General features: G+C 69.1%; 12 protein-coding genes. All 12 read left to right on the top strand.

Going from position 1 to position 11,746, the window contains the following annotated elements:
• Window positions 1–30 precede the first annotated feature (30 nt).
• The 12 genes from glyA to RZ50_RS03705 all read left to right on the top strand — a co-directional run bounded on the left by glyA (window position 31) and on the right by RZ50_RS03705 (window position 11,684).
• Window positions 31–1,311, top strand: a complete 1,281-nt coding sequence (gene glyA / locus RZ50_RS03760) for a serine hydroxymethyltransferase (RefSeq protein WP_196947188.1) — start codon at window positions 31–33, stop codon at window positions 1,309–1,311.
• Between the two features lie 173 nt (window positions 1,312–1,484).
• The gene (locus RZ50_RS03755) at window positions 1,485–2,762 is read left to right on the top strand and encodes an MraY family glycosyltransferase (protein WP_196947189.1); all 1,278 of its coding nucleotides are present in this window, start codon (window positions 1,485–1,487) and stop codon (window positions 2,760–2,762) included.
• Window positions 2,763–3,059: 297 nt separating this feature from the next.
• Entirely contained in the window at window positions 3,060–3,503 is a 444-nt protein-coding gene (locus tag RZ50_RS03750; RefSeq protein WP_196947190.1) for a hypothetical protein, read from the top strand.
• 285 nt (window positions 3,504–3,788) lie between these two features.
• Window positions 3,789–4,601: a F0F1 ATP synthase subunit A gene (atpB, locus tag RZ50_RS03745; RefSeq protein WP_196947191.1), complete on the top strand. Its 813-nt coding sequence runs from the start codon at window positions 3,789–3,791 to the stop codon at window positions 4,599–4,601.
• A gap of 92 nt (window positions 4,602–4,693) precedes the next feature.
• Window positions 4,694–4,930 (top strand): ATP synthase F0 subunit C, encoded by a 237-nt coding sequence (gene atpE, locus RZ50_RS03740; protein ID WP_097236234.1) that lies wholly within the window; start codon window positions 4,694–4,696, stop codon window positions 4,928–4,930.
• A 40-nt stretch (window positions 4,931–4,970) separates the two neighbouring features.
• Window positions 4,971–5,528, top strand: coding sequence for a F0F1 ATP synthase subunit B (locus RZ50_RS03735; protein ID WP_196947192.1), 558 nt, complete (start codon window positions 4,971–4,973; stop codon window positions 5,526–5,528).
• Window positions 5,525–6,337: a F0F1 ATP synthase subunit delta gene (locus RZ50_RS03730; protein ID WP_196947193.1), complete on the top strand. Its 813-nt coding sequence runs from the start codon at window positions 5,525–5,527 to the stop codon at window positions 6,335–6,337. The genes RZ50_RS03735 and RZ50_RS03730 overlap by 4 nt, the downstream gene beginning before the upstream one ends.
• Window positions 6,338–6,493: 156 nt before the next feature.
• Window positions 6,494–8,068, top strand: coding sequence for a F0F1 ATP synthase subunit alpha (gene atpA / locus RZ50_RS03725; RefSeq protein WP_196947194.1), 1,575 nt, complete (start codon window positions 6,494–6,496; stop codon window positions 8,066–8,068).
• A 32-nt stretch (window positions 8,069–8,100) separates the two neighbouring features.
• Entirely contained in the window at window positions 8,101–9,015 is a 915-nt protein-coding gene (locus RZ50_RS03720) for a F0F1 ATP synthase subunit gamma (protein WP_196947195.1), read from the top strand.
• A 2-nt stretch (window positions 9,016–9,017) separates the two neighbouring features.
• Window positions 9,018–10,463, top strand: coding sequence for a F0F1 ATP synthase subunit beta (gene atpD, locus RZ50_RS03715; RefSeq protein ID WP_196947196.1), 1,446 nt, complete (start codon window positions 9,018–9,020; stop codon window positions 10,461–10,463).
• 188 nt (window positions 10,464–10,651) lie between these two features.
• A complete protein-coding gene (locus RZ50_RS03710) occupies window positions 10,652–11,035 on the top strand; it encodes a F0F1 ATP synthase subunit epsilon (RefSeq protein ID WP_030057524.1) in 384 nt (127 codons plus the stop codon).
• 148 nt (window positions 11,036–11,183) lie between these two features.
• The gene (locus tag RZ50_RS03705) at window positions 11,184–11,684 is read left to right on the top strand and encodes a DUF2550 domain-containing protein (RefSeq protein ID WP_188302971.1); all 501 of its coding nucleotides are present in this window, start codon (window positions 11,184–11,186) and stop codon (window positions 11,682–11,684) included.
• Window positions 11,685–11,746 lie beyond the last annotated feature (62 nt).

Below are 11,746 nucleotides of genomic sequence, written 5' to 3'. Positions count from 1 at the left end.
GCCCCACCCGCAGCGCCCGGGAGCCCTGCCATGACCGTCACCGATGCCGCGACCGGCTCGACCGCGACGAGGGGGCGCCCCTGGGCGTCCGAGGCGCTGCACCGGGCGGATCCGCAGATCGCCGACCTGCTGGCCGCCGAGGCCGAGCGGCGGGCCGAGACCATCCAGCTGCTGGCGGGGGAGAACCTGACCACGCCCGCCGTGCTGGCGGCGCTGGCCGGGCCGCTGATCGACAAGTACGCCGAGGGCTACCCGGGCCGCCGGCACCACACCGGCTGCGCGCTCGCGGACGCCGCGGAGCTGCTGGCGATCGACCGGGCCCGTGAACTGTTCGCCGCCCCGCACGCCAACGTCCAGCCCCGGTCGGCGACTTCGGCGATGCTGGCGGCGTACGCGGCGCTGCTGCGGCCCGGTGACGGGGTGCTGGCGATGTCGCTGGAGCACGGCGGCCACCTCAGCTGCGGCTCGCGGGCGAACTTCTCCGGCCGCTGGTTCGAGTTCACCGGCTACGGGGTGCGTGAGGGCGACGGCCTGATCGACCTCGACCAGGTGCGCGACCTGGCCCGGCTGCACCGCCCCAAGGCCATCGTGGCGGGCTCGATCTCCCACCCCCGGCACCCGGACTGGGCGGCCTTCCGGGAGATCGCCGACGAGGTGGACGCCTATCTGATCGCCTCGGTGGCCCAGACCGCGGGCCTGGTGGCGGCCGGGTTGGCGCCCTCCCCGGTGCCGTACGCGGACGTCACGGTGGCGGCCACCCACAAGCTGCTGCGCGGCCCGCGCGGGGGCCTGCTGCTGTCCACCGCGGAGCTGGCCGAGCGGATCGACCGGGCGGTGTTCCCGTTCAGCCAGGGCGGCGCCGCGATGAACGAGGTGGCCGGCAAGGCGGTGGCCCTCGCGGAGGCCGCCACGCCCGCCTACCGGGCGTACGCGCAGCGGACGGTGGACGGGGCGCGGGCACTCGCCGCGGGGCTCGCAGAGGCCGGTATGCGCCCCCTGACGGGCGGTACCGACACCCATCTGGTGACCGCCGACGTGAGCACGCTCGGAGTGACCGGGCTGGAGGCCGAGCGGCGCTGCGCGGCGGCCGGGCTGCTGCTGGGCAAGTGCGCGCTGCCGTACGACCCGGCGCCGCCCGCCGAGGGCTCCGGGATCCGGCTGGGCACGGGCACCGTGACCAGTCAGGGCATGGGCGAGGCGGAGCTGGCCGGGATCGCCGGGCTGATCGCGCGGCTGCTGGCGGGGGAGGCGCCCGGGCCGGTCGCGGAACGCGTCCGGGAGCTGGCGCTGGCCTTCGCCGGACCCCGGTGAACGGGAACCGTCCAGGGGTATCGGGATCTCCTACCCGGGAGGGCGAACCGCGATGCACGTCCCGGGCGTCCGACTCAATAAGGTGTGTGCCGTGGCGACGCACCTCGAACCCCGGGAAGGCAGGGGAGTACCTTCGGTACCTCCCCGTTCGACAGTGATGCAGGAGGCCAGTGGTGCGTGAGTATCTGCTGGTGCTGTTCTGCACCGCCGCCGTCACCTACCTGCTGACGGGCCCGGTCCGGAAGTTCGCCATCGCGGCCGGCGCCATGCCCCCGGTCCGCGCCCGCGACGTGCACCGCGAGCCCACGCCCCGACTGGGCGGCATCGCCATGTTCGGCGGGCTGTGCGCGGGCATCCTGGTGGCCTCTCAACTGGACAACCTGAGCAAGGTGTTCAGCGGTGGCAGCGACATCCGCGCGCTGCTGTCCGGCGCCGGGATCATGTTCCTGCTCGGCGTGCTCGACGACAAGTGGGGCGTGGACGCGCTGGTGAAGCTCGGCGGCCAGATGATCGCCGCCGGTGTGATGGTCTGGCAGGGCGTCACGGTGATCACCCTCCCGGTGCCCGGCGTCGGCGCGGTGGCGGTGAGCCCGACCCAGGGCATGGTCATCTCGGTCACCCTGGTGGTCGTCATGGTCAACGCGGTGAACTTCATCGACGGACTGGACGGCCTGGCCGGCGGCATGGTCTGCATCGCCGCGATGGCCTTCTTCCTGTACAGCTACCGGCTCTGGTACGGCTACACGATCACCGACGCGGCCCCCGCCGTGCTGTTCAGCGTGCTGCTGATCGGCATGTGCCTGGGCTTCCTGGCGCACAACATGCACCCCGCGCGGATCTTCATGGGCGACTCCGGCTCGATGATGCTGGGCCTGATGCTGGCCGTCGCCGCGATCTCGATCACCGGCCGGGTCGACCCCGACCTGATCAACAACGAGACCGGTTCGCAGACCGCCACCGTCCACGCCCTGGTGCCGATCTACATCCCGCTGCTGCTGCCGCTGACGGTCATCGCGCTGCCGCTGGCCGACCTGCTGCTCGCGGTGGTGCGCCGCACCTGGGCCGGCCAGTCGCCGTTCGCCGCGGACAAGCGCCACCTGCACCACCGGCTGCTCCAGGTCGGGCACTCGCACAGCCGCGCCGTACTGATCATGTACTTCTGGGCCGCGCTGATCGCCTTCGGCACGGTGGCCTTCTCGGTGACCAACACCGGCCGCACGGTGGTGCTGACCCTCGCCGGGCTCTGCCTGGTCGGCCTGGTGGTGCTGCTCACCCCGCGGTTCCGTCCGAGGGCCCCCAGGGCGGTGCAGTCCTTCGTCCCCCCGAGGTACCGGAGGCAGCCCACCGGCCCGATGGCTGAACTGTCGGCAAAGGACAAGCAACTTCTTGGTGAAGCCGGCGGGGGCTCCTCGGCGTCCGCCGACCACGACAAGGCCACCGGGCGCCGCTAGCAAGGGAGTTGACGATACGTCAGACGGCTTCACCCGTATGGCGGATTCGTTGCGCCATCGGTGTGACAGGAGCCACACATTCATGGTAAAGCTCTCATCAAATAGTTTGTGATACCGTTCACGAGTACCGAGAACACGCCGAAAGACCTGACAGGTGGAGGACTTCCGTCCCTGGTCGGTCTCCCTCGACGGGCCTGCCGCTTCCGCGGGCGGTCCGGCGGCGGCCCCTCGGTCCGGTGTCACCCGCCACCGCTGTGCCCGTCCCCCCGCCATCGACATGCCGCCGGAGCTGCCGACATGCCGTCCACCGACGCCCGGATCCTCCGAGGCGCCGCGATCCCCACTGCGGTCGCCGGGATCGTCGCCATGGCGATCTCCTTCGCCGTCGCCGGTGGCAAGGGCCTGCTCGGCGCCTTCTTCGGTGCGCTGCTGGTGATGGCCTTCTTCAGTTCGGGTCAGGTCGCGCTCGACCGCCTGACCAGGTCGAACCCTCAGATGATGATGGCCGCGGGGCTGCTGGTGTACACCACGCAGATCCTGCTGGTCGGCATCGTGCTCGCGGTCTTCAAGAACACCGAGCTCTTCAACCGGCAGGCCTTCGCCTTCACCCTGCTCGGCTGCGCCCTGATCTGGACGGGTTTCCAGGTGCGCGGCGCCCTCAAGGCCAAGACGTTCTACGTCAACCCCGACGCCTCGGAAAAGAAGGACGACAAGCCCTCCGACTCGGGACGTCAACAGTGACGAGGCCTGGCTGTCCCCCCAACGAGGGGGGCGGTGTTTATGCCGCACTGACGGGCTGCTATCGTCCGTCGCAACAACGGAGTACGGGAAGAGGCCAGGTCTGTCCGGACAGTGGACGGATCGCCCCCCGGATCCGCGCAGTCTTCGATGATCCCGCTGTGGTGCAGTGCACTGCCGCGCGGGGTCGGCGAGAAACCCATCAAGTTCCAGTGCCGCTCCGTGGTCGCAGGCCACGCCGACACACCGAGGTTGCCGTAACCATGCGTCACGACGAAGGAGTCCGCGGTGAGTGCTGAACTCACGTCCCTCGCCTCAGGCAGTTGCCACTTCGGGGACGCTGGCTGCGGCTTCCCGGCCCCGGGCCTGAACGAGTTCCAGTTCAAGCCGATCTTCTCGGTCGGTGGCGTCGACTTCAACAAGCCGATGCTGCTCTCGATCATCGTCGCGCTGCTGGTCGTGGTGTTCTTCTGGGCCGCCTTCGCCAAGCCGCGACTGGTTCCCGGCAAGCTCCAGCTCGTCGGTGAGATCGGCTACGACTTCGTCAAGCGCTCCATCGTGCTGGAGACGATCGGCAAAAAGGGCGAGAAGTACGTCCCGATGCTGGTCTCGATGTTCTTCTTCGTGTGGCTGTTGAACATCATGTCGATCATCCCGTTCGCACAGTTCCCCGTGACGGCGGCGATCGCGTTCCCGGCCGGCCTGGCCCTGGTCGTGTGGATCACCTACATGACGCTGACCTTCAAGAAGCACGGCTTCGTCGGCGGTCTGAAGAACCTCTGCTGGCCCTCGGGCATCCCGGGCTGGGTCATGTTCATCCTGGTGCCGATCGAGTTCTTCTCGAACATCTTCGTGCGCCCCTTCACGCTCGCGGTCCGAGCCTTCGCGAACATGTTCGCCGGCCACCTGCTGATCGTGATGTTCTCCATCGCCTCCTGGTACCTGCTCAGCCCGTCCCTGGGCGCGCTGTACGGCTCGGCCTCGTTCGTCGTCGCCGTCGGCCTGACCGCCTTCGAGCTGCTGGTCCAGTTCCTGCAGGCCTACATCTTCGTGATGCTGGCCAGCAGCTACATCGCCGGTGCCCTGGAAGAGGCGCACTGAGCCCCGAGGCCCGCGGCCTCTCATGAACCACCTCCCGGATCGCCCGGTGGCCAATCACCACCGGATCACCACCCCTGCAAAGGACTACTGCAATGACCATGATCGCTGAGGGCGTCGTCGGCTCCATCGCTTCCGTCGGCTACGGCCTTGCCGCCATCGGCCCCGGCATCGGCGTTGGTCTGATCTTCGGCAACGGCGTCCAGGCCATGGCCCGTCAGCCCGAGGCCGCCGGCCTGATCCGCTCGAACATGTTCATCGGCTTCGCGCTGACCGAGGCGCTCGCGCTCATCGGCATCGTCATGCCGTTCGTGTTCGGCACCGGCAAGTAATTCGTTACGCCGGTAGTCCCCTGAGACGAAAGGTTCAGATATGAACCCCGTGGTCGCCCTCGCGGCCGAGGAGAAGATGAACCCTCTTCTCCCCGCTTGGCCCGAGATCGTCATCGGCCTGCTCTGCTTCTTCATCGTCTTCGGTCTGCTCGGCAAGAAGCTCCTCCCCAGCATCGAGAAGGTGCTGTCGGAGCGCCGGGACGCCATCGAGGGCGGCATGGAGCGCGCCGAGGCCGCTCAGGCCGAGGCCCAGGCCCTGCTTGAGCAGTACCGCGCCGAGCTCGCCGAGGCGCGCCACGAGGCCGCCCGCATCGTCGAGCAGGCTCGCGAGCAGGGCGCCGCCCAGCTCGCCGAGATGCGCGAGGAGGGCCAGCGTCAGCGCGAGGCCATCGTCGCGGCCGGTCACGCCCAGATCGACGCCGACAAGAAGCAGGCGACTGCCGCCCTGCGTCAGGACGTGGGCTCGCTGGCCACCCAGCTGGCGTCCCGCATCGTGGGCGAGTCCCTTGAGGACTCCGCCCGGCAGAGCGGTGTGATCGACCGTTTCCTGGACGAGCTGGAGGCCAAGGCCGCCGTTGCTCAGGGTGCGGCCAAGTGATCGGCGCCAGCCGCGAGGCCCTCGCCGCCGGTCGGCAGAACCTGGAGAGCCTGACCGACTCCACCTCGGTGGACGCGGCCAAGCTGGCCGAGGAGCTCACCGCCGTCACGGCCGTGCTGGACCGTGAGGTGTCGCTGCGCCGTGTCCTGACCGACCCGTCCCGGTCGGGCCAGGACAAGGCCCAGCTCGTCACCTCGCTGCTGACCGGTCAGGTCTCCGGCGAGGCCGTCGACCTGGTCTCCGGTCTGGTCCGCTCCCGCTGGTCGGGTTCGCGCGACCTGGTGGACGCGACCGAGGAGCTCGCCGCGTACGCCGAGGTCATCGCCGCGGACAAGGCCGGCGTCCTGGACGACGTCGAGGACGAGCTGTTCCGGTTCGGACGGGTGGTGAGCGGCTCGCACGAGCTGCGCGCCGCGCTCACCGAGCCGAAGGCCGGCGCCGTCGCCAAGGCCGCGCTGATCGCGAAGCTGCTCGGCCGCGCCAACGCCGGCACCGTCCGGCTGGTCACCGCCCTCGTCAACACGCCGCGTGGCCGTAGCCTGGAGCAGGGCCTCGAGTCCTACTCGAAGCTCGCCGCCGCGCGCCGCGGCCGTGTGGTGGCCCTGGTCACCAGCGCGGTGCCGCTGTCGGACACCCAGAAGGAGCGCCTGTCCGGTGCTCTGGGCCGGATGTACGGCCGCCAGGTCCACCTGAACATCGACGTCGACCCCGAGGTCGTCGGCGGTGTCCAGGTCCAGATCGGCGACGAGATCATCGACGGCACCGTGTCGAGCCGCCTCGAAGGCGCTCGCCAGTCGCTCGAAGGCTGAGCACCCAAGCAGCACATCCGACCCTCGGTCGGGAAACCGGCTCCCCAAGGAGCCGGCAAATCGTACGGCCGGTTCATACGACCCGGCCGAGAGTCGAGTACTTGCGGCCCTCAATGGCGGGCCGAGGATCGCAAACTAGGAGAGCAGGGAAGCCTGATGGCGGAGCTTACGATCCGTCCGGAGGAGATCCGGGACGCGCTGGCCGACTTTGTCCAGTCGTACCAGCCGGACGCCGCCTCTGTGGAAGAGGTCGGCACGGTCACTGACGCGGCGGACGGTATCGCGCATGTCGAGGGCCTGCCCTCGGTCATGGCGAACGAGCTGCTGAAGTTCGAGGACGGCACGCTCGGCCTCGCGCTGAACCTCGACACCCGCGAGATCGGTGTCGTCGTCCTCGGTGAGTTCGGTGGCATCGAAGAGGGCCAGACCGTGCGCCGCACGGGCGAGGTCCTGTCGGTTCCGGTCGGCGACGGCTACCTCGGCCGCGTCGTGGACCCGCTGGGCAACCCGATCGACGGTCTGGGCGACATCGCCTCCACCGGCCGTCGCGCGCTGGAGCTGCAGGCCCCCGGCGTCATGGCCCGCAAGTCGGTCAAGCAGCCGCTGCAGACCGGCATCAAGGCCATCGACGCGATGACCCCGATCGGCCGTGGCCAGCGTCAGCTGATCATCGGTGACCGCCAGACCGGCAAGACCGCGGTGGCCGTCGACACGATCATCAACCAGCGCGACAACTGGCGCTCGGGCGACCCGGAGAAGCAGGTCCGCTGCATCTACGTCGCCGTCGGCCAGAAGGGCTCCACCATCGCGTCCGTCCGCGGCGCCCTGGAGGAGGCCGGCGCGCTGGAGTACACCACCATCGTGGCTGCTCCCGCGTCCGACCCGGCAGGCTTCAAGTACCTCGCCCCGTACACCGGTTCGGCCATCGGCCAGGAGTGGATGTACGACGGCAAGCACGTCCTGATCATCTTCGACGACCTGTCGAAGCAGGCCGAGGCCTACCGCTCCGTCTCCCTGCTGCTGCGCCGCCCGCCGGGCCGCGAGGCCTACCCGGGTGACGTCTTCTACCTGCACTCCCGCCTGCTGGAGCGCTGCGCCAAGCTGAACGACGCCCTGGGCGGCGGCTCGATGACCGGTCTGCCGATCATCGAGACCAAGGCCAACGACGTCTCGGCGTACATCCCGACCAACGTCATCTCCATCACCGACGGCCAGTGCTTCCTGGAGTCCGACCTGTTCAACGCCGGCATCCGCCCGGCCGTGAACGTCGGTATCTCGGTCTCCCGCGTCGGTGGCTCCGCCCAGATCAAGGCCATGCGCTCGGTCGCCGGCCGCCTGCGTCTGGACCTCGCCCAGTACCGTGAGCTGGAGGCCTTCGCCGCCTTCGGTTCCGACCTGGACGCGGCCTCCAAGGCCCAGCTGGAGCGCGGTGCGCGCATGGTCGAGCTGCTGAAGCAGGGCCAGTACCAGCCGTTCCCGGTCGAGGAGCAGGTCGTCTCCATCTGGGCCGGCACCAACGGCAAGCTGGACGACGTCCCGGTCGCCGAGATCCGCCGCTTCGAGCGCGAGTTCCTGGACCACGTGCGCCTGCAGCACAAGGACCTGCTCGCCGGCATCGTCGAGACCGGTCTGCTGGCCGACGGCACCGTCGACGCGCTGACCAGCGCGATCGAGGCGTTCAAGCAGGGTTACCAGACCGCTGACGGCAAGCTGCTCTCCGAGCAGGCCTGAGTCCGGTAGCGAGGGAAAGGACGTAACGACCCATGGGAGCACAGCTTCGGGTCTACAAGCGCCGGATCCGCTCTGTCACCGCGACGAAGAAGATCACCAAGGCGATGGAGATGATCTCCGCGTCGCGCATCGTCAAGGCGCAGCGCGCGGTGGCCGCCTCCACTCCGTACGCCGATGAGCTCACCCGGGCGGTGACGGCGGTGGCCACCCGGTCCAACGCCAAGCACCCGCTCACCACCGAGAACCCGAACGCCAAGCGCGCGGCGGTCCTGCTGATCACGGCGGACCGCGGCCTGGCGGGCGGTTACTCGACCAACGCCATCAAGGCCTCGCTGGTGCTCTCGGAGCGCCTGCGGTCCGAGGGCAAGGACGTGGTGACGTACATCATCGGCCGCAAGGGCGTCTCGTACTACACGTTCCGCGGTCTGACGATCGCGGAGTCGTGGACGGGATTCTCGGACAAGCCGACCTACGGTGACGCGAAGACCGTGGCGGCCGACCTGATCGAGGCCTTCACGGCCGAGACCGGCGGCGTGGACGAGCTCCACCTGATCTCCACCGAGTTCGTGTCCATGCTGACGCAGAACGCGGTCGAGGCGCGGCTGCTGCCGCTGAAGCTGGACGAGGTCCAGCTCAGCGACCAGACGCCGGCCAAGTCGGAGATCTTCCCGCTGTACGACTTCGAACCGTCGGCGGAGGGCGTGCTGGACGCGCTGCTGCCGCGGTACGTCGAGAGCCGGATCTACAACGCGCTGCTGCAGTCGGCCGCTTCCGAGCACGCCGCCCGCCGCCGCGCGATGAAGAGCGCGACGGACAACGCCGGCGAGCTCATCAAGTCGCTCACGCGGCTTGCCAACTCGGCCCGCCAGGCCGAGATCACCCAGGAAATCAGCGAGATCGTCGGTGGCGCCAACGCCCTCGCCGACGCGAGCCGCGGGAGCGAATGAGAATGACCACCACTGTTGAGCCGACCACGGCGACGGGCCGCGTCGCGCGGGTCATCGGCCCGGTCGTCGACGTGGAGTTCCCCGTCGACGCGATTCCGGACATGTACAACGCCCTGCACGTCGAGGTGGACAACCCCGACGGCACCGGCAAGAAGACCCTGACCCTTGAGGTCGCCCAGCACCTCGGCGACGGCATGGTCCGCGGCATCTCGATGCAGCCGACCGACGGCCTGGTCCGTGGTTCGCAGGTCACCGACACCGGCGCGGCCATCTCCGTGCCGGTCGGCCAGATCACCAAGGGCAAGGTCTTCAACGCCCTCGGCGACGTCCTGAACGTGGACCAGGCGGAGTTCGACCAGCAGGTCGAGGTCCGCTGGCCGATCCACCGCAAGGCCCCCGAGTTCAAGGACCTTGAGTCCAAGACCGAGATGTTCGAGACCGGCATCAAGGTCATCGACCTGCTCACCCCGTACGTCCAGGGTGGCAAGATCGGTCTGTTCGGTGGTGCCGGTGTCGGCAAGACCGTTCTGATCCAGGAGATGATCTACCGCGTCGCCGAGAACTTCGGTGGTGTGTCGGTGTTCGCCGGCGTCGGCGAGCGCACCCGTGAGGGCAACGACCTCATCGACGAGATGGTCGACTCGGGCGTTCTGGACAAGACCGCGCTGGTCTTCGGCCAGATGGACGAGCCGCCGGGCACCCGTCTGCGCGTCGCGCTGTCCGCGCTGACCATGGCGGAGTACTTCCGTGACGTCGAGAAGCAGGACGTGCTCCTCTTCATCGACAACATCTTCCGGTTCACCCAGGCCGGTTCCGAGGTGTCGACCCTGCTCGGCCGCATGCCCTCCGCGGTGGGCTACCAGCCGAACCTGGCCGACGAGATGGGCCTCCTCCAGGAGCGCATCACCTCGACCCGCGGTCACTCGATCACCTCGATGCAGGCGATCTACGTCCCCGCGGACGACCTGACCGACCCGGCGCCGGCCACCACCTTCGCCCACCTGGACGCGACCACCGTTCTGTCGCGCCCGATCTCGGAGAAGGGCATCTACCCGGCCGTCGACCCGCTGGACTCCACGTCCCGCATCCTCGACCCGCGGTACATCGCGCAGACCCACTACGACACGGCCATCCGTATCAAGGGGATCCTGCAGAAGTACAAGGACCTCCAGGACATCATCGCGATCCTCGGTATCGACGAGCTGTCCGAAGAGGACAAGGTCACGGTGCACCGTGCCCGCCGCATCGAGCGCTTCCTCTCGCAGAACACCTACGTGGCGAAGCAGTTCACCGGTGTCGAGGGCTCGACCGTGCCGCTGTCGGAGACCATCGAGGCCTTCAACGCGATCGCGGACGGCAAGTACGACTCCGTTCCGGAGCAGGCCTTCTTCATGTGCGGTGGCATCGAGGACCTTGAGAAGAACGCCGCCGAGCTGGCCAAGAAGTAATCGTTGCGGCCGGTAGCAGCTGTGTGAGACGTGAGGGGTGGCCCCCGAGCCCGGGGTCCACCCCTCGCGTCGCATCGGCTGTGATTCCGGTCAAATCCGGGCCGCCGGTTTCATGCCGGGGGCGCGGGGCCGTTATTCTTACCGAAACTCCCGAGTAATCGGGCGTTGCATGAGCCTAGGAGCCCACGTTGGCTGAGCTGCACGTCGAGCTGGTCGCAGCCGACCGCAAGGTGTGGTCCGGTGCGGCCACCATCGTCGTCGCCCGTACGGCCTCCGGTGACACCGGCATCATGCCGGGTCACACCCCGGTGCTGAGCGTGCTGGAGACCGGACCGGTCACCATCCGCACGGTGGACGGCGGCACCGTGATCGCCGCGGTGCACGGCGGCTTCATCTCCTTCGCCGACAACAAGCTGTCTCTGCTCGCGGAGATCGCCGAGCTGGCGGACGAGATCGACGTCGCGCGCGCCGAGCGCGCACTGGAGAAGGCCAAGTCGGACCTCGACGAGCACGCCGAGCGGCGCGCCGAGGTGCGTCTGTTCGCGGCGCGCGGCCTCAAGGCCCACGCCTGAGTGCGCCGGACCCCGGCTTAGCGGGGTCGACCGACGGTCCCGGGGACGCGTGAGCGTGACCCCGGGACTGTCGTCGTAGTTGGTAGGTCAGCGCGGTCGCCTGATAAGACCGTAACGGGGAACGCGGGTAGCGAGGAGGTAGGTGAGCATGGTCCTCGCGCTTGTGGTGTGTGCGGCGGTCGTGGCGCTGGGAGTGATCGGCCTGATGGCCTTCGCGGTGCGCCGCCGCCTGATCCAGCGGGTCGGCGGCACGTTCGACTGCAGCTACCGGCTCAAAATGCCCGCCGACGCCTCGACGCAGCCCGACCTCGACGAGAACGGCAAACCCACCTCAGCCCCGGTCCCCCCGACCGACGGCAAGGGGTGGGTTTTTGGTATCGGCAGGTACAGCGGCGACTCGATCGAGTGGTTCCGGGTCTTCTCGTACGCCCCGCGGCCGCGCCGGGTGCTGCCCCGCCGGGAGATCGAGGTGCTGGGCCGGCGCTACCCGGAGGGCCAGGAGGAGTTGGCGCTGCTGTCCGGCTCGGTGGTGCTGCGCTGCCTGCACAACGGGGCGCCGCTGGAGCTGGCGATGAGCGAGGACGCGCTCACCGGCTTCCTCGCCTGGCTGGAGGCGGCCCCGCCCGGGCAGAGGGTCAATGTCGCGTAGCGACGAGACTCTCGGGACGGGGGCACCCCCGGCCGGAGGCTGGGGGAGGGGCAACGTCGCGT

The sequence above is a fragment of the Kitasatospora sp. SUK 42 genome (genome assembly GCF_015776785.2).
GTDB lineage: Bacteria > Actinomycetota > Actinomycetes > Streptomycetales > Streptomycetaceae > Kitasatospora.
This window is presented reverse-complemented; position numbering and strand designations above follow the sequence as displayed.

Bases quoted from the DNA above. Each gene is read 5' to 3' on its own strand.
- RZ50_RS03750 (WP_196947190.1), top strand. From the start codon at position 3,060: ATGCCGTCCACCGACGCCCGGATCCTCCGAGGCGCCGCGATCCCCACT.
- glyA (WP_196947188.1), top strand. From the start codon at position 31: ATGACCGTCACCGATGCCGCGACCGGCTCGACCGCGACGAGGGGGCGC.
- RZ50_RS03705 (WP_188302971.1), top strand. From the start codon at position 11,184: ATGGTCCTCGCGCTTGTGGTGTGTGCGGCGGTCGTGGCGCTGGGAGTG.
- atpD (WP_196947196.1), top strand. From the start codon at position 9,018: ATGACCACCACTGTTGAGCCGACCACGGCGACGGGCCGCGTCGCGCGG.
- RZ50_RS03720 (WP_196947195.1), top strand. From the start codon at position 8,101: ATGGGAGCACAGCTTCGGGTCTACAAGCGCCGGATCCGCTCTGTCACC.
- atpE (WP_097236234.1), top strand. From the start codon at position 4,694: ATGACCATGATCGCTGAGGGCGTCGTCGGCTCCATCGCTTCCGTCGGC.
- RZ50_RS03735 (WP_196947192.1), top strand. From the start codon at position 4,971: ATGAACCCCGTGGTCGCCCTCGCGGCCGAGGAGAAGATGAACCCTCTT.
- atpA (WP_196947194.1), top strand. From the start codon at position 6,494: ATGGCGGAGCTTACGATCCGTCCGGAGGAGATCCGGGACGCGCTGGCC.